A 21,766-nucleotide genomic window follows, 5' to 3' on the forward strand; every position below is an offset into this window, starting at 1 on the left:
GCAGCGGCGACGTAAGCTCCTCTAGCAGCAGCGTTCCTGGCTCCTCCAGCAGTTCTACCGAAGGCTCCAGCTCCAGTAGCGAGGCAGGTTCCTCTAGCTCCAGCAGCGGCGACGTAAGCTCCTCTAGCAGCAGCGTTCCTGGCTCCTCCAGCAGTTCCACCGAAGGCTCCAGCTCTAGTAGTGAGGCAGGTTCCTCCAGCTCCAGTAACGAAGAAAAACCCACCACTGTACAGCAGTTACAGCCAGAGTTTGGTATGAAGCTTGAGGTTAATGGACTCCGCGTTGGTATATCCAGCACGCAGAACGGAATTGTCTCGATATATGATCTCTTGGGTCATGTAGTCGCAAGGCTATATGTTACAGCAAATACAGAAACTTACTATGTAATGCCATATCCAGGAAAGTATATCATCAAGCAGAACGGTGTAATACGTTCGTTTAATGTTAGGTAGCGGCACTTCCATTTCGCTGTAAAAAATAAAAGCCCGAACATGAAATGTGTTTCGGGCTTTTTTAATGTAGAGTTTTACAGATTTATGTAATGACTTTTGATTAAATAAAATCTTCCACCTTCACCGGTTCTTCATTCAAAAGGGCCTCGGTCAAGGTGCTGCCCTTGTAGGTCAGTTTCAGGCTGAAGAAGGGCTCGCCCCGTTCCAACAGGGCCAAAAAGATCAGGTCGCCGTCCCAGTGGGGGAGTTTCGCAACGTCTGCCTTCGGAACCCATTCCAAGTTGCCTTCGTCACACTCCTTGATTTCGCCGGTCCATTGGGTTGCTGTAAACAGGTGCATAAACTCGGTCTGGTCCATGCCGTCGCTAATGAAGGTTACGATGCCGCGGTACCTGGGCTTAATCAAGGTTAGTCCGGTCTCTTCCATCGCTTCGCGCTTGATGCAATCCTCGGGGGATTCCCACTCCTCGAACTTTCCGCCGATGCCAATCCACTTGTCCTTGTTGATGTCATTCTTTTTCTTGACACGGTGGAGTAGCAGATACTTGTCATCTTGCTCGATGTAGCAGAGGGTGGTGTTTAGCATAATTATGAATTATGAGTTATGAATTACGAGAGTTTGTCGTTTTCGTTGCGGAGGCCGTCAAGGCTTTCTGTGATAGAATTCAGCACCAATTCTTGCTTGCCTTCCATGGCTTCAAAACGTTTACGCAGCCAGTTGATGAGGGCGTAGGCGATAGGTGTTGCGCAGATGGCTTCAATAGCAAGCTTGCCCGGGAACTGCACCACGATCATGCTGATTAGGTCGTTGGTGGGCACCGTGCCAGCAAAGGCGATCAGCACAAAGATGCTGGTGTCTACGATGTAGCCGAAAAGGGAACTGCCGATGGTTCGCACCCAAAGAAGCCTGCGTCCGGTCTTCTCGCGAATCTTCACCATGGTCCAGGCGTTGGTCAATTCCCCAAGCAAAAACGCAATGAGGGAAGCCACGGTGATTCTCGGTACGAAACTGAAAATGGTGGAGTAGGCGCTGGCCGTTTCTTCCGTAAAGTCGGGGTAGGGGAGTGTGGTACCGATGAAGGTGAATACCGCCATGAACACCTGGCAGAAGAAGGTGAGCCAGATAACCTTGCGAGCTGTCTTGAATCCCCAGATTTCTGTGAGAACGTCCCCAAGCATATAGGCCAGGGGGAAGGTGATGGTTCCGGCATCGAAAATGGTAATGCCGCAGACCGACAGCAGTTTCACTGCCATCACGTTTGATGTCAAGTAGCAGGCCACCATCAGGCCGGCAATGACTACCAATGGGGAGAAGGGATCCTTTTTTGCGCCGATATCAAAATCAGACACATTATTAGGGACGGTTTTATCAAGGTTTTCCGAAACTTGTTTCATAGTCTAGGAAAAGTTAGAAAAAATATCCGAGATGATTTGATTATTCTATTTTAGAGTTGTTTTGTTTGAGTTTTTTACACTTGTGACGTATGTTTGTATATCTTTAATCTTACAAATATTTTTCACGGGTCTCAGTTTTACTTTTGGGGAGAAAGGTTGATGCAAAAACGAGTCTTTTCCTTTGTAGATACGGTTAGTTTTAAAAAGGAACTGTCTAAGTTCAAGGAATCGTATAGCTCAACGGCGCAGGGATCCCTCTTTTTCCATATCCATTCCGCCGTAATCGACGAGGCTCGCCTTAGGTCTGTCTGGACTTCCATCGAAGAGGTTTTTCCCGGTGTACCCTGGCTGGGAAACTCCACCAGCGGAAACATTGTGGATTGTAAACAGTCCGCCGAAATCTCTGTTACCGCAACTTTGTTTGAGAAAGCATCAACACGCTTCAAGTTGTTCCAGTACGACATGAAGTCTACGTCCGTAGAAAAGATAGCCCAAAGCATTGTTGCTGACGCTCAGAATAATCCGTGGGTCAAGGCTATCGAGATGCACTACACCATTTCCGATTTCTCCACTACAAAGATTTGCGACGGATTGCATGGCCTACGTAACGACATCCAGGTTTTTGGTGGAATAGTCTGCTCCATGGATATCACCAGTTCTGATTCCTGCGTGTTCTCTTCCGTTGGGGGATTCAATCCCCATGGTCTGTTGATCATGTTCTATGGAGGCGATGAATTCTTTGTGGAGTCTATCAAGATCAGCGGTTGGAAACCTCTTGGCAGAAATTTTCACGTGACCCGGGCCAACGGAAGTACTCTTTACGAACTGGGTGGCGTTCCTGCCTATGACATATACCGCAAGTATTTGAATATCGGCAACGATGAGAACTTTTTCTACAATGCCCTCGAATTCCCCTTGCTGTATGAACACAATGGCACAACCATTGTACGTGCTCCTGCGGCAAGTAATCCCGATGGCTCCTTGAACATGTCCTCGGATATTGATGTAGAGTCCATTGTGCGCTTGTCCTATGGCGAACCCCAGACGATTCTCGAAAGCATCCGCCAGGAAGGTGAAAGAATTAAGAAGTTCAAACCGGACATGATGCATATTTTCTCCTGTGCAGCGCGAAAGGCCTTCTGGTCCAGTCACGAGCCGACCTATGAACTTCTGCCTCTTAAGAACATCGCAGAAAGCGTGGGGTTCTTCTCCCATGGCGAATTTATCCGCGAAAAAGGTCATCTGAACCAGCACAACATCACCTTGGTGATTGCGTCCATGCGCGAAGGCTGCGGTAGGGAAGAACTAACAGCAGCAGAATCTACTTCTAAGAAACAGTCTAAGCTGCCATTGGCTGCCCGTATGGCCACCTTCATTCGCGAGACCTCCTTTGAGTTGGAGGAGATGAACAGCAAGCTTCAGGTATTCAACCGTCAGCTTCAAGATCTTGCTACTACGGATAGTCTTACTGGCCTCGAAAATAGACTGGCCTTTGATGAAATGCTTAAAGGCATTAGCAACGAAGAAGATTTAAGTGCAAACTGGGTCATGGTGATGATAGACGTGAATGGCCTGAAGTATACCAACGACACCTTTGGCCATTTGGCTGGAGATGCCTTGATTGTTGCTGCGGGCAAGGCCATTTCCTCTGCGTTTGCCGATGTAGGATCTTGCTTCCGAATCGGTGGTGATGAGTTTGTGGTGCTGGTGAAGGCCGACCACGAACAACTTTATAGACTTAGGAACAAACTGAAAAAATCGGTAGACGAATACAACAAGGATGCTCTCTACAGACTTTCCATGGCCATAGGTGAAAGTTTCTTGAAAAACGACATGGGCGTCCGCAAGTCCATCTGTGACTGGAAACTGGATGCCGACCTGAACATGTATCACGACAAGGTGAGCTCTCACCACAGTCGTGAGACTAGTGAAAACCAGAACCTGAGGGAACTGGTTTCCTGCTTGAATTCTATCGAGGAAGCCAAGGATTCCTATACGGCTCATCACTCCGACCGCGTGCAGGAAATTTCCAATATGCTTTCCAAGGCTCTTGGACTTTCTGAGTCAACCCAGCACTTGATTTCTGATGCAGCCTTGTTGCACGACATTGGCAAGGTCGGCGTTAGCGATGCCATCCTTAGTAAGCCGGGCAGATTGACTAACGAAGAATTTTCTGTTATTAAGCAGCACCCCGTTATTGGTGCTAGAATCCTGATGCAGTCCAACTATACTCAGGAACTGGTTCAGATTGTGCTTCATCATCACGAACGTTACGATGGTCACGGTTATCCGGAGGGCCTCGCTGGCGATGACATTCCTATTGGTGCCCGCATTATTGCCATTGCGGATTCCTTTGATGCAATGACAAGCAAACGCTGCTATCGCGACGCCCTTTCCCTGGATTTCTGCCGTTCAGAAATCGAGAAGAATGTGGGCGTAATGTACGATCCGGCTATCGCCAAGGTTGCCTTGGATCACTGGGATGAAATTGCGGATAAGCAGCTGGTCATGATGAGTGGCCATACCCGTCGATAGACAGGATTCTTATTCGTGTATTTCCAGGGGCAATCCGTCGGGATCGCTGAAGAAAGTCATTTTCTTTCCGGTGTAGTCGTCCACGCGAACAGGTTCCGTTGCGATTCCCAAGGCGTTCAGCTCTGCAACGGTTGCATCTACGGATTCTACGTGGAATGCCAGGTGACGAAGGCCGTTTGCCTCGGGGTAGCTGGGGCGGGGCGGCCTACCCGGAATGATGAACAGTTCCAACTCCATGCCGTTTAACTGCAGGTCAATCTTGTAATCTCCGCGTTCTGTACGGTAATTTTCGCGGATGATTTTAAATCCCAGAAGGTCCACATAAAAATGCTTGGACTTCTCGTAATCGCTGCCGATGATGGCGATGTGATGGACTTGTGTAAGGTTCATAAATTGCTCGTCAGTTGAATTCCTTGACGAAAGTAGATTTTGTTTCGACGAATCGCAAATCCGTATTCGAAAAAAAAGCCTATATTAGAGCTATCGGGGTTAGCTTATGAAATGTCCTTCCTATAAATTCCTTGGTTTATTTGCGGGCCTGTTCTGCTTTGCCATGAATAGCCATGCCCAGCTTGTGTTGTTGCCAGTCCAGTCGGATTCTTTGGTTAATCCAAATCTTGATGGACCTGTCCGTTTCGACAAGAATCCTCAAATCGTCGAGTCACAAAGCACTGGCCTTGGATTTAATGTTGCCGTGGACGATACGGTAGGGGCGGATAAGTTTTACATAGGCAAAGACTCTCTTGCCATGTATTGCAAGACGACCGTTGTCCAGGGACGCAAAAAGAAAAAGGAAAAACGCTACTGCTGGATTCCCGAAATTCCAGAGGCTGTGCAGAAGCCCGTAAAAGAGATTAGCTGTACCGATGACTGTCCCATCACTGAAGAAAGCTGGGACCGTGAACAGAAAATGAAGGAACGCAAAAAGGACTGGCGTGATCCTCTCGAAAGGGACAGGGATCGGGAACGTAGGACCGCTTTTCGTGTGATGTTGAAAGCAGCGCCTTTTATGGCGGCAGGGGCTTTGTGTCATCTTGATGCGAGTTGCTCAGAGTAATCTGAATCGAAAAAAAATGACCCGCTTTGAAGCGGGCCTTTTTTGAATTGTCATTCTCGCGAAGGCGAGAATCTAACGTTAATGCACGCCGTTGCCTTCCGGAACGTCGCAGGTTACGGCCTTGCCGCCGATTTCCAACGCGATGGGTGCGGCACCTTCGCCGGCAGTGCAGAACACTTCGCCGTTTTTGACGGAGAGAGCGATCTTGTCGAAATCCTTCAGCTTCAGTTCGCGAGGCTCGCTGGGAGAGACGCCCTTGAACAGTGCGCGGTCACCGGGCTTTGCTCCTTCAGGTACGGCCACCAGGCGGCACTTGTGGGTTTCCGGTTCTAGGTCGCCTGCGAAGAGCATGCCTGCGCTCATGATGCCGCGGAGGGGTGCGGGCTTCAGGTTTGCAAACAAAAGAATCATGCGGTCCTTAAGTTCAGAAGCTTCGTAGCTAGCCTTCAGGCCGGAGCAAACGGTGCGGAGTTCGCCTTCGCCTGCGTCCACCTTCAGAACGTAGAGGGAAGTTGCATCCGGGTGGTCTGCCACTTCCACGATCTTTGCTGCGCGAAGGTCCATGGCGGCAGGAACATCTGCTGCGGTCAGGGGCTTGTTCTGCTTGGGCTTGGCCTGCTGCTGTTGCTGCTGGGGCTTCACTTCTTCTTCGATGCGGGGGAACAGGGGCTTGCCTTCACCGAAAGCTTCGCCACCCTTCATGAGACCCCAGACCAGGTCTTCAGCGCTGGTGAACTTGGTGCCCAGCATAGTAAGGCCTTCTTCAGCCTTGGTGGGGATCACCGGCCACAGCATGCAGAGGCTGAGTCGCACGGCTTCGGCTGCCACATAGAGAACGGTTGCCAGTTCATCCTTGGCGGCCGGGTCCTTGGCCAGCTTCCAGGGAGCCTTGATTTCGAAGTAGCGGTTGATGCTACGGACCAGACTCATGATGTTTTCGATAGACTGGGAAAGACGTGCCTGGGGCAGATCCTGCTTGATGTCTTCGATAACCTTCTTGGCCAGGTTCATCACGTCGTTGGCGGCGTCATCCATAACGACAGCTGCGGGGAGCTTGCCTTCGAAGTTGGTGAGCACCAGCTTGTGGACGCGGTTCAGAACGTTACCCAGGTCGTTTGCCAAGTCGGCGTTAATGCGACGGACAAAGGAATCGTGGGTGAAGTTTGCATCCTGGCCAACCACCATTTCGCGGGCCAGGTAGTAGCGGAAGGCGTCGTCGCCGTACTTTTCCATGTAGTCCATGGGCTTTACGACGTTACCGGCGGACTTACTCATCTTTTCGCCGCCGTTCACCAGCCACCAGCCGTGGGCCAGAATATGCTTGGGCAGAGGAATGTCCAGGGCCATGAGCATGGTGGGCCAGTACACGCTATGAGTGGTGAGGATGTCCTTACCGATCAGGTGGTAGGTGGCGGGCCAAATGGGGGTGCCGTCGGCAAAAGTCTTGTGGAAGGCGGTGGAGGCGCTCACGTAGTTGAGCAAGGCGTCGAACCACACGTAGGTTACGTAGTCGCCATCGAAAGGCAGAGGAATGCCCCAGCTAAGGCGTGCCTTCGGGCGGCTGATGCAAAGGTCGTTCAGGGGCTGGCGGAGGAAGCCCAGGATTTCGTTACGACGGTAGTCGGGAACGATCCAGTCCGGGTTGTTGTTCAAGTGGTCGATGAGCTGCTGCTGGTACTTGCTCATCTTGAAGAAGTAGTTCTTTTCCTTCAGCCATTCCACCGGGCGGTGGCTAATGGGGTCGCACTTGTTTTCGTCCAGTTCGTCTTCGCCAAAGAAACGTTCTTCGCCAACGGAATACCAGCCTTCGTATTCCTTGGAGTAGATTTCGCCCTTGTCCCACAGCTTCTGCAGGCATTCCTGCACGTAAGCCTTGTGTTCGGGATAGGTGGTGCGGATAAAGAAGTCGTTGCAGATGCCCATCTTCTTCCACAGGTCTTCGAAGTGATGGTAGTATTCATCTACATGCTGCTGCGGGTCCACTTCGCGCTTGGCGGCGGCGCGCTGCACCTTCTGGCCGTGTTCGTCGGTACCGGTCAAAAAGAAGGTCTGGTAGCCAAGAATCTTGTGGAAGCGGGTAAGAATGTCTGCAAGGACGGTGGTGTAGGAATGACCGATATGAGGTGCGTCATTCACATAATAAATCGGGGTAGTAACGTAAAAGTTCTTCATGGGCCCAAATTTAGTAAATATTCCAAAGATGAAGAGGCTTGAAACCTGGACCCTAGGTTAGCTGTCTGGATATTCTAAGAAAGAAAAAAATATTTCATTTTTTTGTACTATTGCTTCAAAAATTGCATATATTGGAATTATTCCAAGTTGGAATACTTGGGTATTAGAAGAGGATGGAATATGAATCGTTACGACTTGGTTTTGCTGGGTCTTATATTGGAACACGAAAGCAGCGGTTATGATATTATTACCGCGATTCGTGAACGTGAACTGGACCGCTGGGCAAACCTGAGCACCTCTACGGTGTACAATCGTCTGACTACGCTCGAAAAGAACGAGTGTATCGTGGGCCGTACCGAACGTGACGGAAACCGCCCTGAACGAGTCGTGTTCAATATTACCGAAAAGGGTAGGGACGTTCTCAAGAAGGAAGTTCTCAAGCACCTGACCGGTTTTAACGACGACCCTCGTACCCTGGGCTTTGCTTTCCTTTTCGGCGCCGACAACAAGGAACTGATCCGTACCCTGGAGGCTCATGAACGCCGCCTTGTGGCTGAAATTGAAAATTTGGAGAAGATGATTGCGGAAGAACCGCGCCCCACGCTCTATCCGGAAGGCCCGTTCCTGAACTGCATGAGCCGCGACCACATTCTGGTGGAACTGAAGTACGTGCGTGCAGCAATCGGCATTTTACGTGACCCGATCCGCAACAAGAAGCTGGATGGTTATTTCTATATCAATTTCGGTAACCGCCCCTTCGAAAACTTCAAACAGAATGAATTAAAGGAATCTTCCGAAGTAAAATAGGTGACTTTTATAGGAGGTCATAGGGGTAGCCTATCCCTGCCTCCATTTTTTATTTCTAGATTTTAAACGGAAAATGGTGTGGACGAAATTTGAACCGTCAAAAGTCTCATAATTCGTAATTCATACCTCGTAATTTTTAAATCACAACCCCTCTATAACGGAGATAAAATGGCTACAACAAAGACAAAGAAGCCCGCTGCAAAGAAGGTGTCCGCTAAGGCCGCCGCCAAGTACGGTTACTTCGATGACGCTGCTAAAGAATACGTTCTCACCAACCCGGCAACCCCGATCAAGTGGTGCAACTACGTTGGTACCCTGAACTTCGGTGGTATTGTTGATACTACCGGTGGTACCCTGGTTTGCAAGGGCGACCCCGCTCTGAACCGTATTACCAAGTACATCGCTCAGATGCCTTGCTCTGACTTCAAGGCAAGCACTGTTTACATCCGCGTTAAGGATGCTAAGGGTGGCTACAGCGTGTTCTCTCCGTTCGTGGTTCCGACCCTCACCAAGATGGACAAGTGGGAATGCCACGTTGGTCTGTCCTACATGCGTTGGATCGCTGAATGCCAGGGCGTTCGCACTCAGGTCACCATCTTCGTTCCGACCGGATCCAACACCCTCCTCCAGGACATCCAGGTTACCAATATCTCTAAGGCCGCTAAGGAAATTGATATTGTTCCCGTTTACGAATTCAGCCACTTCGAAGCTGAAAAGCAGCTCACCAACGCTGACTGGGTTCCCCAGACCATGACCCTCAAGGCTCATCCGGAAAAGGATGGCTGCCTGGTTCTCGAACAGTATGCTTACATGAAGCGTGACTTCGCCGTGAACTACGTTACCGCCAACGGTAAGGTTTCCTCCTTCGATGGCGACCGCCGCGTATTCCTCGGCTCCAACGAAATGGGCTCCTGGGCTGCTCCGCTCTCTCTCGCTAACAAGGAACTTTCCAACTCTGAATGCGACCGTGGCGACAACATCGCTGCTCTCATGATTCACGCTGGCAAGGTTGCTGCCGGCAAGACTTTCCGTACCTGCACTCAGCTCGGTCAGGAACAGTCTCTCAAGGTTGCTAACAAGGCTATCAAGAAGTACCGCGACCTCAAGAACGTCGACAAGGCTTTCGCAGAACTGGCTCAGTTCTGGGTCAAGTACCTCTCTACCATCCAGGTGGAAACCCCGGATGCAGCATTCAACTCCATGGTGAACGTGCACAATCCTCGTCAGTGCCACACCACCAAGAACTGGTCTCGTTACCTGTCCCTGTACCAGCTGGGCTACGGCACCAGCCGCGGTATTGGTTACCGTGACTCCAGCCAGGACCTCATGGGCGTTATGAGCCACATGCCGGAAGAAGCTCTGGAACTCGCTAAGAACCTTCTCTCCGTACAGCGCCCCGAAGGTAACGCAATGCACCAGTACGCTCCGCTCGCTCTTGCTGAAGATAACGGCAACGAAGCTAACGCCGGTGACTCCCGCGAAAAGGCTGGCGTCAAGGACGAAAAGGGCAATCCGATGTATGCCGACTGGTACGGTGACGACCATCTGTGGATCGTTCTCACCGTTGCTAACTACCTCAAGGAAACTGGCAAGCTCGCTCTCCTCGACGAAGAAATTCCGTTCTACGTTGCTGGCAAGAAGCGCGCTGACCGTCCGAAGGGCACTGTCCTCGAACACCTCAAGCGTTCTCTCGCTTTCACTCACTCCAACATGGGTAAGCATGGTCTTCCGCTCCTCGGCTTCGCTGACTGGAACGACTGCATGAACCTCCCGCTGGGTGCAGAATCCAACTTCAACTCCGGCTTGTACGCAAAGGCCCTTCTGGAAATGATGGACATCTGCGAAGCTACCGGCGACAAGAAGTCCCTGGACATGTACAAGAAGTGGTACGAAGAAATCAAGAAGGCCTTCAACGACAGTTCTTGGGACGGCAAGTGGTGGATCCGCTGGTTCGGCAAGGACGGCACCGCTTACGGTACCAACAAGGCTAAGTACGGCAAGATCTATTGCAACAGCCAGTCTTGGTCTGTGATTTCTGGCATCGCTTACGGCGATCGCGCAGTACAGGGCATGGACAGCCTGAACAAGCTCCTGAACACTGCTAACGGTGTGAAGAGCTCTACTCCGGGTTACCGCGGCTTCGATCCGACCGTTGGTGGCATCTCCACCTATCCTCCTGGAGCAAAGGAAAACGGCGGTATCTTCCTCCACACCAACCCGTGGGTGATGATCGCTGAAACTATCCTTGGCCGTGGCGACAAGGCATTCCAGTACTACAACCAGATCAACCCCGCTGCAAAGAACGTCAAGCTGGACGAATTCGAATCCGAACCGTACTGCTATCCGCAGAACATCCTCGGTGACGAACACAAGCAGTTCGGTATGGGCCGTAACGCATGGCTCTCCGGTACCTCTTCCTGGACCTACCAGGCTGCTACCCAGTTCATCATCGGTGTTCGCGCAAGCTTCAAGGGCCTGATCATCAATCCTTGCATTCCTTCCGCATGGGGCGAATTCAAGGTGACCCGTAAGTTCCGTGGCGCTACCTACGAAATCTCCGTGAAGAACCCGAAGCACGTCTGCAAGGGCGTTGCCAAGATGGTTGTTGACGGCAAGGAAATCGATTCCAACGTCGCACCGGTGTTTACTAGCGGCATCCACAAGGTCGAAGTAACTCTGGGCTAAAATTTCCCATAGCCGTCGCAATAGTTCGTCGTTCGCCCCCTTACGTACTACTTGTACGCTACGGGGGCTCACTCCTGCTCTTGCTAGGCTCTGAAAAATTTTCGAAGAGGAGGTTCTGGAAAGGACCTCTTCTTTTTTTTCGCATATACCCTCGCTAGGTTATCTGTGATTTTTTGAATCTGAATTGATTTAAAGAGGCTCGTCTGCAAAGACGGGCTTCTTTTTTTTTGCGTTTTTCAATAACCATTATTATTTTTTGCGTCATTTTTCTCTAAACAATGCCGCAAATTATGCGTCATTATTGTATATTTAATGACGGTAATGCTATGTATATTCACGAAAAGCCGCATTGGACTGATTTTTACTGGAACAAGGGCGAGGTTACGCCCCTGGTTGACAAGGTGCGTATTGCTCAGGGGCATCTCTACGGTCGCCTCCTTGGCCTGGGGTTTGACAAGCAACTTTCAAAAGTGGCGGAAAACCTGACCGCAGACATTATCCGTTCCTCCGAAATCGAGGGCATCGAGCTGAATATGGATCAGGTTCGTTCCTCGGTGGCAACAAGGCTTGGCATCGATGGTGACAAGGTCGCCTATTCCCGTGGGGTGGAGGCCGTAGTGGCCGTGATGATGGATGCCATGGAGCATTACGACCGCGCAATTACCGATGAAATTCTGTTCGGCTGGCAAGCGGCATTTTTCCAGGACCGTTTCAGCAACGGCGCCCGCCTGGAGGTGGGAAAGTACAGAACCTGCGAGGAGCAGGTGGTATCTGGAATCATGGGCCGCCAGAAGGTCCATTACGAGGCCCCCAAGCCGGAGCGAGTTCCTGCAGAAATGAACCGTTATATGGAATGGTTCAACGGCTTCGATAACAATTCTTGGGTGGTGCGTGCCGCCATTGCCCATTTCTGGTTTGTGAGCATCCATCCCTTTGAAGACGGCAACGGCCGCCTGGCCCGAATCCTTGCGGATATCCAGCTGGCGAAGGGGGAGGAGAGCCGCCTGCGTTTTTACAATATGTCCACCCAGATCAACAAGGACCGTAAGGAATATTACCGCCTTCTGGAGTTGACCCAGCATGGCAACGGGGATATTACCCAGTGGCTGGTATGGTTCATGAATACCCTGCTTTACTCCTTGCGCGATGCAGAAGTTTCGCTGGACCTGGTGATGAAAAAGACCTTGTTCTGGAACCGCTTTGCAGACGTTGCCGTGACGGAGCGAGAGAAGGAAATCCTGAACATCTACCTGAACGGTTACGAAGGCAAGATGAATTCCAAGAACTGGGCGAACTTTGGCAAATGCTCCTCGGATACCGCCAACCGCGACCTGCAGGATTTATGTCAAAAAGGCCTTATCAAGTGCGACGACGAAGCCGCCAAGCGTAGGACGTACCACCTGGTGCTGGAGTAGAAGTTTGCAAATTAAATTTGGAAAAAATTCCGAATTTTAATTTTTAGATTTGTCAGTAGAATTTTTGAAATTGTGGGTTAGAGGTCTCTCATGAAAAAGAATTTCCTTGCTCTTGGAACTTGTGCGTTTGCGCTGGTCTTGGGCCTTGTGGCCTGCGATGACAGCACTTCTGCGAATGGTTCGTCCGGGGATGAAAATCCCGCTGAAGTGTCTTCCTCCAGTGTCATCCCGAGTTCCTCCTCCAGTGTCATCCTGAGCGATAGCGAAGGATCTAGCAGCTCTGTGGTTTCCTCTTCAGATGTCATCCCGGGCACCGACCCGGGATCTAGCTGTTCCGTAGCAAGCTCCAGCTCAGTAACTTCCTCTAGTTCCGTGGAGTCCTCTTCGTCGGTTGCTAGCTCCTCTAGCGAGAAGAGTTCCTCTTCTATTGCTAGTAGTTCCTCCGTAAAGAGCAGCAGCTCCGTTGCATCGTCAAGTTCTGCGGAATCTTCCTCCTCCAGTGTCATTCTGAGCTCATCGAGCGAAGAATCTAGCAGCTCTGTCGCTAGTTCCAGTTCGGAAGAATCTTCAAGTTCCGTAACATCCTCTTCTTCTGTCGCAAGTAGTTCTTCTTCGAGTGTCATCCCGAGCGAAGTCGAGGGATCTAGCAGCTCCGTTGCATCTTCCAGCTCCGCGAAGTCTTCGTCGTCGGTAGCAAGTAGTTCCTCGGTAAAGAGTAGTAGCAGTGTAGTTGTTGTAAAGGGGTCCATGACCGATTCTCGCGACGGTCAAGTTTACAAGACCGTAACTATTGGCACCCAGACATGGATGGCGGAAAACCTGAACTACGCATACACTGGCGTGAAGTACAATTACAACGGTTACACCTCCGACTCCACCAGCTGGTGCTATGAAAATGAAGCTTCCAACTGCGACAAGTATGGTCGTCTTTACACCTGGAGCGCCGTGATGGACAGTGCAGCCCAGTTCAGCGTGAACGCTGGAACCCAGTGCGGCTATGGTAAGACCTGCACCCCCAACAGCCCCCACCGCGGCATTTGCCCCGAGGGCTGGCACGTGCCCACGAACGAGGAGTACAGCACTCTGTACACCTACATCGGTGGTTCCAGCACCGCTGGTTCGTTGTTGAAATCTACCAGCGGCTGGTACAGTGGCGGCAACGGTTCCGACAAGTATGGCGTCTCGGTGCTCCCCGCCGGTTACAGGAACTACAATGGCGGTTTCTACTATGAGAGCGACGACGCCGACTTGTGGTCTGCCTCTGAGTACAGTAGCAAAGGCGCGTGGTACCAGTACTTCCGCTACAATTACGACGACGCGCGCCAGCGCAACCACGACAAGTACAACGGTCAAAGTTTGCGTTGCCTCAAGGATTGAGCCTACGGCTCGGATCCGCTTGCTCGAAGAATGAAATCAAGCTAGCTTGATTTCGCTTTTAACCAGGCCCAACGGGCCACAAAACAGGCCGCCAAGCAGCAACGCAAGCGGCCCGATTTTTTTACACCATTTTCTTCAAATGTCATCTTTTGTCATTTGACTGTTTCTAAATTACACCCCGTGCAAAATTTGCACACGCTTAACACAACATGCCTTGCAGTTTCAGCTTGTTTGCAAGGAAAGGAAAATCTATGAATACAAAAGATCACGATGGCATCTTCAAGACCGCCTTCAAGGAACCTAAGCGCGCAGCCTCGCTGCTTAAGCTCGCTGCAAAAAAGAACAAAAGCCTTGCAAAGTTTTTGCAGGTGGTTGATCTCAAGACCATGCGTGCTGAACGCAGCGAAACAAACCGACAAGGCCTCAAAGGTTCTGCAGATTTGGCCTTCTCACTAAAAATCAAGAATTCAAAGAACAAAGCCAAACTGGTTGTTGGCCTTGTTCTAGAGCACAAGTCGTACCCCGATAACGAAGTGGTCTCCCAGCTGGAGCATTACTTTTATGAACTGTTCCGCCTCAGTCGTCCCGACTGCCCAATGGTCGCTGTAATCGTCTATAACGGCGAAATCAAGTGGAACCCGCTCAAAGCAAAACTTTACGCAAAGTACCCGGAATATTTCCATGACATCGGCTATCCTTTCAAGATCGAGATGATCAATGTGGGCAAGGAAGTAGGGAATATCGACTTCAGTAAGTTGAACCCTTACGTGGCGCTCACACTTGTAGCCATGAAGTATGTGTTCAATGCCGAAAAGTACAAGCCCCTCATGGATAAGGCCGTGGCATATTTTACGAACCCGAAAAATAAAATCGATGCAAACTTCATCCAAGAAGTTTTGCTATACTTAGGCGAGGAATCATCTTCGGAATACAGGGAGGCTATCATGGACCGTCCAGAAATCATGGCAGAACGCAAGCGCAACGGCTTCGTGTCTGTAGCCGATGTGATTCGCGCCGAAGCAAAGCATTCCGCTGTAATCAAGGCTCTGAAACGTGGTAAGCTTACAGTTGAGGAAATCGCCGAAGATAACGATTTGTCTCTTGACGAGGTCCTTAAGATTCAAAAGGAACTGTCTTAAGTAAAATTTAAGGTTCTAGCAGAGAAATCGGCTAGAACTTTTTTTTACAAGTGCCATATTTTTGCTTATATTCACCAGTGAGGTGTGAATATGACTAAGGGATTGGTTGCATTTTTTATCTCAACTAGTTTGGCAGTATCTGCAGTAAGTGCAGCAAATCTTGTTGAACAGAATCTTGATTACAGCGACCACTTGCAGGAACTGCATAATCCTGCTCGCGGAACCACCCATCACAAGGGTTTTTACCTGCGTCCGGGAAAGACGTTGGATTTGAAATCCAACGGCACGGTCTATAACGACTTTATGCGTTTCCTCATTGACCTGGGCGGTTTCTCTAGCAACGCCTGGGAGAAGGATGCCGATGGCAACAAGGTGTCTCGCGGTGTTTCGCAGCCGCTGGATGAGGTTTCGCTGAACAATGTGCGGGCGGCCTTGGATTCCCTGCGTCGCCGTGGGGGAGCCTGCACCATTCGCGCTTCCTACGATATTGACTGCCGCGGTTCCCAGGATCCGGATATCGAGACCACTTTAATTCACACGAAGCAGCTGGCGGAACTTTACAGCGACTACGAGGATGTGATTCACTTTGTGGAGTTGGGAATGTTCGGCACCTGCGGCGAGATGACTACGGGCGGCCAGGACAATCACGCAAAGGCTTTGCAGACGTTTCTTGAAAACTCCAGCGATTGCATCAAGGTGGGTGTCCGCAGCCCGCAGGTGGTGGCGCTGTGGATGGGCCTGAAGGATCCCTACAGCACTTGGTATGTTTTCCCCGATTTCCGGGCGGATTCGGAACGCTTTCAAGATAGCACCCGCTCGGAGCGTTACGCCAAGTACATGGACCGGGTGGGTCTTTACAATGACGGCTACCTGGGAAGCGATAACGATCTTGGGACTTTCGGGGCGGGAGAGCCTTACCCGATTTCCCGTGAGAACGTGATTTCCTGGATGGAAGAGTTTGGCGTGGCGGTTCCCTATGGCGGAGACTTTGTCTGTAATTATAACCCGGAGACGCGCCCGCCCTTGAATACGGCGGAGTACCTTTCCTACGAAGGTTTCCGAACGCATACTTCTTACATTGGAGGGTCTATGGCGGGCAAGTGCTACAACTTTATGGACACCACCACGTTTATCGGCATTGACCCGGAGTATGGCGGCAAGGTGATGGGGCGTGAATATGTCCGCGACCATCTGGGTTACCGCTTTGTTTTGCGCAAGTCGGCGCTGTCTGATTCGGCGGCTCCGGGCGGCAAACTTCTGCTGAAACTGAATATCCAGAATGTTGGGTTTGCCAATAATCTGACGGCGGGGAAGGCTTCCTTGATTTTGAAGCGTTCTTCGTCAGAGGGTGCGCCTGCAGGTGATACCGTCGTTCGCGCAGGCGATGTCGTGGAGATCCCGCTTTCCTTTGACCCACGCCATTTGAATTCCCGCAAGCTGAAGATGAAGGAAACGAAAAATCCCACAGGACTTTGGACGGGAAAGAATTTTGCAGACTTGTTCGACGCGGAACATCCCGAGTTTGACGGCGTTAATGAAATTAGCGAAAGCGTGACTTTGCCCGCCGATTTGGCCTTGGGCGAATACAGTGCCTACCTGCGTTTTTCCCGTTATGGCGATTTCAAGACCGACAAGAATTTCCATGTGATTCAGTTTGCCAACGATTCTACCTATTTTGACAAGGAAACTGGCTCCAACTACATCGGGAATTTCCTGCTGGTGGAAAAGCTGGAAAATCCGGAGGCTATCGACGGTTGCGGCCCTAGGGGATGCTGCGGAACTTCTCCCGCGCATAAGGCTGTTTCCGTCCAGTATGTCTCTGGTTTGCTGCGTGTCTCTCATGCGACCCGTATAGAAATTTTCAACACCCGCGGACAAAGACTTTTCCGCTTTACGGGTCTAGAGAAAAATGCAGAAATTCCGATCCGGCTTAATCCTAGCATCTACATTGTAAAGACGGAAAGTTTACTTCAGACGCTTGTGGTAAAATAGCTCTGATTTTGTCTAAGCCCTTGATTCGTGTATAAAAAAGGGGGGCAAAAGCCCTGTTTTGTAATATTTAAGTGGTTAGTTTTTCTATATTTGAGTCGGAAAATTTTTAACAAGGATTAGATAATGTCCCTTAAATTGATTTCTCGTGGTGTTGCCGCTATGCTGCTCACTGCAGGTATTGCTTCTGCACAGTTGATGAATTCCAAGAGCCTGGATGTTATCCGCGTCGAAAAGGTCGGCATTTCTGCTGGCAAGATCGATAGCTTGGCCAAGATGCTTGGCGAACAGCAGCTCCGCGGCAAGAAGATTGACGACCAGACCATGACTCAGCTTCGCTATGCAGTTATCGACAACCTGGTTGGTCAGGAACTTATCAAGCTCGAAGCCAAGAAACAGGGTATCAAGGTTCCCGCAGCTAAGGTTGACAGTGTGACCAAGCTTTTCAAGGCTCAGTTCGGTTCCGAAGAAAACTTCAAGAAGGAACTTAAGAAGTCCAATACTACTGAAGCCCAGTTCAAGGAAAAGATCGAAGATCAGTTGAAGAGCGAAATCATTCTCGAAAAGAAGGTTCCGTATCCGCAGGATCCTACCGACAAGCAGAAGGAAGCATTCTGGGAACTTAACAAGTCCAAGGTCCAGGTTAACGACTCCATCAGCGGTGCCCGCATCGTTATCTACACCAAGGGCAAGTCCGCACAGGAAATTTCCGACGCTAAGGACATGCTGAAGGGTCTTGCTGCCCAGGTTCGCTCCAAGAAGGCAACCTTCGCTCAGCTTGCTGCCATGTATAGCGACGACCAGACTGCCAAGAAGACTGGCGGTGTCATGTCCAAGTTCGTGCCTAAGTCCAAGACCGATGCTTTCGGCAAGGCTATTGCAAAGATCAAGGTCGGCGAAATTACCGAAGTTTACCAGGATGCAGAAGGCGTTTGCATCTTTATGCTTACCGAACGTAACGATGGCAAGTACGAAAGCTACAAGCACCAGATCGACTACATCCTGCGTGTGCAGGCTGAACAGGATCGTCAGGCTCAGCTGAAGGCTTATCTGGATGGCCTTGGAAAGACCTACAAGGTTCAGTACCTTGATTCCAAGTACACTCCGCCTCAGGCAATCGGTTCTGCAAAGTAATTCGCATACATTTATGAAAAGGCAGCGGCGAATATAAGCCGTTGCTTTTTTTATAGGAGATTTTAATGGCATTTCAGACTACACATACCGGGCTTATTGACTTGCGCGCACGCGTAGATAAGCTCTGGGGGTATCTTTGACTTAGAGGCCAAGACAGAAGAACTGTACGTGTTGGAAAAGGATTCCAACGACCCTAACCTGTGGAATGACCAGGAGAAGGCTCAGGCCATGATGAAGAAGATCGGCAACTTGCGCGATCTCCTGAACAAGTGGAATGAAGTTTCTACTGCCTGCAATGACCTGGCGGAACTTTACGAAATGAGCAAGGACGAGGAGTCCGAAGACTTGACCAAGTCCATCGAGTCTGACATTGCCGACCTTAAGGCAAAAATCGAGGAAATGGAATTCAAGAAGATGCTTAATGGCCCCGATGACGCCTGCGCATGCTTGCTTTCCATTCACCCGGGTGCTGGCGGTACCGAGTCCCAGGACTGGGCCCTTATGCTGTTCCGCATGTATACCCACTTCTTTGAACGGGAAAAGATGGACTTTAAGGTGGTGGACTTCCAGGAAGCGGAAGATGCAGGCCTCAAGAGCGCTACCATTGAAGTGACCTGTGAAAATGCCTACGGTCTGCTTCGTTCCGAGATTGGTGTGCATCGTCTGGTGCGTATCAGCCCCTTTGATGCAAACGCCCGCCGTCATACAAGCTTTACCGCAGTGTATCTTTACCCGGAACACGAAGACGTGGAGTTCGACCTGGATATGGCTGATGTCCGTGTGGATACCTACCGCAGTAGCGGCGCCGGTGGTCAGTACATCAACAAGACGGACTCCGCCGTACGTATGACTCACTTGCCCACAGGCATTATGGCAAGCTGCCAGACGGAACGTTCCCAGATCCAGAACCGTGAAACCTGTTACAAGATGCTTAAGACCATGGTGGCCGAACATTACCGCCTGGAAGAAGAAGCCAAGCGTGATGCACGTATGGCCGAAAAGAAGAAGGTGGAATGGGGTAGCCAGATCCGCAGCTACGTGCTGCAGCCTTACCAGATGGTGAAGGACTTGCGTACTGGTGTGGAAACATCAGACACTGCAGGCGTGCTGGACGGAAAGATTAAGCCGTTCATTAACGCTTACTTGCTTAGCACCAGCGAAACCCAGCAAGGTTAAAGCTATCGCGGAACCAAGATCGAGTCCATTTAAATAAAGGTCTTCGGCGTTACAGCTGAAGACCTTTACTTTTTTAGGATTTTTTAAACTTTGCTTTCAGTCGTTTGACGCCTTCAACACCAAGGATGGTGAGGCCGCCGTATTGGAATGTCTTTGCCAATCCAAAGAATATGACCCACAGAACACCTTTTGTTGCTGCGTCGATGTCCAGGGCCATCTGTGCGAAGGATATGATGTAGCAGGGAATGCAGAGTAGCAGTACGATAACGCCTGTCCTAAAGGATAGCTTGGCCAGTTGGGTCTTGATCTTCTGAAGAAGTTTTTTCACTGGCGGGGCTCCTTGGATTATTGGGTCTCGCGGCGGTTGATTACTTAATATCGTACTTTGCGCAGATTTCTGCTCGTTCCTCATCGCTGAGGCTCTTTAGGTAAGCCTTGAAGCCGGGGCAGAACTTGGTATGAAAATGCCAAAGACGTCCAATGATGGACTTAGGATTCTTGTCGTACTGGGCGCGGATTTTGCAGTTTGCACATGCCATAGGTCGCTCTCTTTTCGATGGGGATCACGGTTCTTTCTTGTTTAGAACAAAATAAAAAAAAGAAAGGTTCCCGCGAGGGAACCTCTCTTTAAGTTTGCACTGGTCACGACGAATTTAATCGGCTATGACCCAAATGTCATTCCCGGCTTGACCGGGAATCGGGCATTACTTGCTCTTCTTAGCGGACTTCTTAGCAGCAGCAACCTTCATTGCGCCGCGTTCCAGCTTGATGGTGAAGTTGGTAACGTCGCAAACTTCGCTCGGACCCCAGTACTGGATCGGACCCGGATAGGTGTAGGATTCAGTCTTTGCCCATTCTTCGCGGTTAGCAGCAAAGAACTTGAACGGAGCACCGTCGAGAACGACGAGAGCCTTCTGGATAACCGGCTTGTCTGCACCGTGACGGCGTTCCATGTTCATCATCATGGTGATAGGAATGCCACCAGCGGTCCACTTTTCGATACCCTTGGTCAGGTCGCGAACAGAGCTCATGTAGCCGTTCATCTTGTTGAAAGCGAGAACGGAAGCGGTGTAGCCCAGGCTGTAGCAGTAGTCAGCGTCGAAGTTGGACGGAGCTGCGCAACGACCTTCGTAACCGAAGAAGTGGTTGAGGGCGGAGAACTTGCCCTTGAAGTTCTTGCGGCTCTTGAGTTCGCTCTTCACCATGTCGATGATGAGCTTTTCAGTTTCGATGAGGGAAACCTGAACGTTGCCATGGCTGTCGCGGTCCAGCATGAGCTGAGCCTGAACGAATGCCGGGAGGGAAACGAGAACTTCTGCAGAAGCCTTGGAAACCCACTTGCAGAGCTTTTCAACCTTAGCAGCGGTGTCGAGGCCTTCAACTTCCTTTTCGTGGTGAGCGAGGGCTTCGGAGAGTTCGGAAATCAGAACGCCAACATCCGGGATGAATTCCAGGAGGCCTTCCGGAATGAGAGCAACACCGAAGTTCTTGCCAGCAGCAGCACGTGCAGCAACGATGTCTGCAACATACTTGATGACCTGCTTGAGCTTCATCTTCTTGGCCTTGACTTCTTCAGAGATCAAGCAGATGTTCGGATGGGTTTGGAGAGCAGCTTCCAATGCAATGTGAGAAGCGCTACGGCCCATGAGCTTGATGAAGTGCCAGTACTTCTGAGCGGAGTTGGCATCGCGCATGATGTTGCCGATGAGTTCAGAGTAGGTCTTCACAGCGGTGTCGAAACCGAAGGAGGTTTCGATGTATTCGTTCTTCAAGTCGCCGTCGATGGTCTTGGGGCAGCCGCAAACAACGCAGGAAGCTCCGTTAGCCTGGAAGTATTCACCGAGAACAGCTGCGTTGGTGTTGGAGTCGTCACCGCCGATGATGACGATAGCGTCCAGCTTCTGAGCCTTGGCAACAGCCATGCACTTCTTGAACTGTTCTTCAGTTTCCAGTTTGGTACGGCCGGACTGGATGATGTCGAAACCACCAGTGTTGCGGTAGGAGTCCATGATCTTTTCGTTGATCACGATGAACTTGCCGTTTTCGAGGCCAGACGGACCACCGAGGAAGCCCAGGAGCTTGGAGTTCTTGTTGATGGACTTGATACCGTCGAAGAGACCTGCGATAACGTTGTGGCCACCAGGTGCCTGACCGCCAGAAAGAACAACGCCAACGTTCAAAGCCTTAGCAGCACCAGCTGCCTTGCCTGCCTTCAGCTGAATGTAGGGAGCACCGTAAGTGTTGGGGAACAGAGCCTTGATCTTCTTCTGATCAGAGACGGATTCGGTTGCCTTACCCTTGTTGAGTGCGACATTGAGAGCGCCCTTGCGGAGAGCGACGGGGAGTTTCGGCTGGTAGGCCTTGCGAGCCTTGCCGAGGACGGACAGATTGTCAGCCATTGTTTCTTCCTTTGGTTGAGAGTCCACAGGATGT

18 protein-coding genes are annotated in these 21,766 nt (G+C 50.7%); 11 read left to right on the top strand and 7 right to left on the bottom strand.

The window, feature by feature from the left end:
- A partial coding sequence (locus tag MJZ26_01830) for a hypothetical protein (GenBank protein MCQ2104508.1) occupies positions 1-452 on the top strand: 452 nt, incomplete at its 5' end.
- Positions 453-552: 100 nt separating this feature from the next.
- Here MJZ26_01830 and MJZ26_01835 read toward each other — a convergent pair.
- Positions 553-1,038 (bottom strand): 8-oxo-dGTP diphosphatase, encoded by a 486-nt coding sequence (locus tag MJZ26_01835; protein MCQ2104509.1) that lies wholly within the window; start codon positions 1,036-1,038, stop codon positions 553-555.
- A gap of 23 nt (positions 1,039-1,061) precedes the next feature.
- Positions 1,062-1,847 carry a queuosine precursor transporter gene (locus MJZ26_01840; protein ID MCQ2104510.1) on the bottom strand — a complete coding sequence of 262 codons (786 nt, stop codon included), beginning with the start codon at positions 1,845-1,847 and terminating at the stop codon, positions 1,062-1,064.
- Between the two features lie 159 nt (positions 1,848-2,006).
- Here MJZ26_01840 and MJZ26_01845 point away from each other — a divergent pair, with 159 nt between their 5' ends.
- On the top strand, positions 2,007-4,382 hold the full coding sequence (locus MJZ26_01845) for a diguanylate cyclase (protein ID MCQ2104511.1): 2,376 nt from the start codon (positions 2,007-2,009) through the stop codon (positions 4,380-4,382).
- Positions 4,383-4,391: 9 nt separating this feature from the next.
- Here the strand turns inward: MJZ26_01845 and MJZ26_01850 are convergent, their stop codons facing one another.
- The gene (locus tag MJZ26_01850) at positions 4,392-4,772 is read right to left on the bottom strand and encodes a VOC family protein (GenBank protein MCQ2104512.1); all 381 of its coding nucleotides are present in this window, start codon (positions 4,770-4,772) and stop codon (positions 4,392-4,394) included.
- Between the two features lie 106 nt (positions 4,773-4,878).
- On the opposite strand from MJZ26_01850, the gene MJZ26_01855 reads away from it, so the two are divergent.
- Positions 4,879-5,439, top strand: a complete 561-nt coding sequence (locus MJZ26_01855) for a hypothetical protein (protein MCQ2104513.1) — start codon at positions 4,879-4,881, stop codon at positions 5,437-5,439.
- A 78-nt stretch (positions 5,440-5,517) separates the two neighbouring features.
- Here MJZ26_01855 and metG read toward each other — a convergent pair whose 3' ends face one another.
- Positions 5,518-7,611 (bottom strand): methionine--tRNA ligase, encoded by a 2,094-nt coding sequence (gene metG, locus MJZ26_01860; protein ID MCQ2104514.1) that lies wholly within the window; start codon positions 7,609-7,611, stop codon positions 5,518-5,520.
- A 180-nt stretch (positions 7,612-7,791) separates the two neighbouring features.
- Here metG and MJZ26_01865 point away from each other — a divergent pair, with 180 nt between their 5' ends.
- The 8 genes from MJZ26_01865 (at position 7,792) to prfB (ending at position 19,333) form a co-directional block, all read left to right on the top strand.
- On the top strand, positions 7,792-8,418 hold the full coding sequence (locus MJZ26_01865) for a PadR family transcriptional regulator (GenBank protein MCQ2104515.1): 627 nt from the start codon (positions 7,792-7,794) through the stop codon (positions 8,416-8,418).
- A gap of 168 nt (positions 8,419-8,586) precedes the next feature.
- A complete protein-coding gene (locus tag MJZ26_01870) occupies positions 8,587-11,103 on the top strand; it encodes a glycosyl transferase (protein ID MCQ2104516.1) in 2,517 nt (838 codons plus the stop codon).
- A gap of 326 nt (positions 11,104-11,429) precedes the next feature.
- Entirely contained in the window at positions 11,430-12,518 is a 1,089-nt protein-coding gene (locus MJZ26_01875) for a Fic family protein (GenBank protein MCQ2104517.1), read from the top strand.
- A gap of 90 nt (positions 12,519-12,608) precedes the next feature.
- Positions 12,609-13,895, top strand: coding sequence for a fibrobacter succinogenes major paralogous domain-containing protein (locus MJZ26_01880; protein MCQ2104518.1), 1,287 nt, complete (start codon positions 12,609-12,611; stop codon positions 13,893-13,895).
- Between the two features lie 251 nt (positions 13,896-14,146).
- A complete protein-coding gene (locus tag MJZ26_01885) occupies positions 14,147-15,034 on the top strand; it encodes an Rpn family recombination-promoting nuclease/putative transposase (protein MCQ2104519.1) in 888 nt (295 codons plus the stop codon).
- 129 nt (positions 15,035-15,163) lie between these two features.
- Complete coding sequence (locus MJZ26_01890) at positions 15,164-17,026, top strand: DUF4832 domain-containing protein (protein MCQ2104520.1); 1,863 nt, start codon at positions 15,164-15,166, stop codon at positions 17,024-17,026.
- 123 nt (positions 17,027-17,149) lie between these two features.
- Entirely contained in the window at positions 17,150-18,157 is a 1,008-nt protein-coding gene (locus MJZ26_01895; GenBank protein ID MCQ2104521.1) for a peptidylprolyl isomerase, read from the top strand.
- Positions 18,158-18,222: 65 nt separating this feature from the next.
- Positions 18,223-19,333, top strand: a protein-coding gene (gene prfB, locus MJZ26_01900; GenBank protein MCQ2104522.1) for a peptide chain release factor 2 whose coding sequence is annotated in 2 segments (ribosomal slippage) — positions 18,223-18,294 and positions 18,296-19,333 — 1,110 coding nt in all. Because the reading frame shifts where the segments join, the coding sequence is not laid out codon by codon here.
- A 73-nt stretch (positions 19,334-19,406) separates the two neighbouring features.
- On the opposite strand, the gene MJZ26_01905 is transcribed toward prfB, so the two are convergent.
- From MJZ26_01905 to MJZ26_01915, 3 genes are all read right to left on the bottom strand, one after another.
- Positions 19,407-19,661, bottom strand: a complete 255-nt coding sequence (locus MJZ26_01905) for a hypothetical protein (GenBank protein MCQ2104523.1) — start codon at positions 19,659-19,661, stop codon at positions 19,407-19,409.
- 40 nt (positions 19,662-19,701) lie between these two features.
- On the bottom strand, positions 19,702-19,872 hold the full coding sequence (locus MJZ26_01910) for a hypothetical protein (GenBank protein ID MCQ2104524.1): 171 nt from the start codon (positions 19,870-19,872) through the stop codon (positions 19,702-19,704).
- 165 nt (positions 19,873-20,037) lie between these two features.
- The gene (locus MJZ26_01915; protein ID MCQ2104525.1) at positions 20,038-21,732 is read right to left on the bottom strand and encodes a diphosphate--fructose-6-phosphate 1-phosphotransferase; all 1,695 of its coding nucleotides are present in this window, start codon (positions 21,730-21,732) and stop codon (positions 20,038-20,040) included.
- Positions 21,733-21,766: the final 34 nt, after the last annotated feature.

Source organism: Fibrobacter sp. (assembly GCA_024398965.1).
Classification (GTDB): domain Bacteria; phylum Fibrobacterota; class Fibrobacteria; order Fibrobacterales; family Fibrobacteraceae; genus Fibrobacter.

Excerpts from the sequence above, each read along its gene's own strand:
- metG (MCQ2104514.1), bottom strand. The coding sequence starts at position 7,611 with ATGAAGAACTTTTACGTTACTACCCCGATTTATTATGTGAATGACGCA.
- MJZ26_01915 (MCQ2104525.1), bottom strand. The coding sequence starts at position 21,732 with ATGGCTGACAATCTGTCCGTCCTCGGCAAGGCTCGCAAGGCCTACCAG.
- MJZ26_01885 (MCQ2104519.1), top strand. The coding sequence starts at position 14,147 with ATGAATACAAAAGATCACGATGGCATCTTCAAGACCGCCTTCAAGGAA.
- MJZ26_01880 (MCQ2104518.1), top strand. The coding sequence starts at position 12,609 with ATGAAAAAGAATTTCCTTGCTCTTGGAACTTGTGCGTTTGCGCTGGTC.
- MJZ26_01840 (MCQ2104510.1), bottom strand. The coding sequence starts at position 1,847 with ATGAAACAAGTTTCGGAAAACCTTGATAAAACCGTCCCTAATAATGTG.
- MJZ26_01870 (MCQ2104516.1), top strand. The coding sequence starts at position 8,587 with ATGGCTACAACAAAGACAAAGAAGCCCGCTGCAAAGAAGGTGTCCGCT.
- MJZ26_01850 (MCQ2104512.1), bottom strand. The coding sequence starts at position 4,772 with ATGAACCTTACACAAGTCCATCACATCGCCATCATCGGCAGCGATTAC.
- MJZ26_01845 (MCQ2104511.1), top strand. The coding sequence starts at position 2,007 with ATGCAAAAACGAGTCTTTTCCTTTGTAGATACGGTTAGTTTTAAAAAG.
- MJZ26_01865 (MCQ2104515.1), top strand. The coding sequence starts at position 7,792 with ATGAATCGTTACGACTTGGTTTTGCTGGGTCTTATATTGGAACACGAA.
- MJZ26_01910 (MCQ2104524.1), bottom strand. The coding sequence starts at position 19,872 with ATGGCATGTGCAAACTGCAAAATCCGCGCCCAGTACGACAAGAATCCT.
- MJZ26_01895 (MCQ2104521.1), top strand. The coding sequence starts at position 17,150 with ATGTCCCTTAAATTGATTTCTCGTGGTGTTGCCGCTATGCTGCTCACT.
- MJZ26_01855 (MCQ2104513.1), top strand. The coding sequence starts at position 4,879 with ATGAAATGTCCTTCCTATAAATTCCTTGGTTTATTTGCGGGCCTGTTC.
- MJZ26_01835 (MCQ2104509.1), bottom strand. The coding sequence starts at position 1,038 with ATGCTAAACACCACCCTCTGCTACATCGAGCAAGATGACAAGTATCTG.
- MJZ26_01875 (MCQ2104517.1), top strand. The coding sequence starts at position 11,430 with ATGTATATTCACGAAAAGCCGCATTGGACTGATTTTTACTGGAACAAG.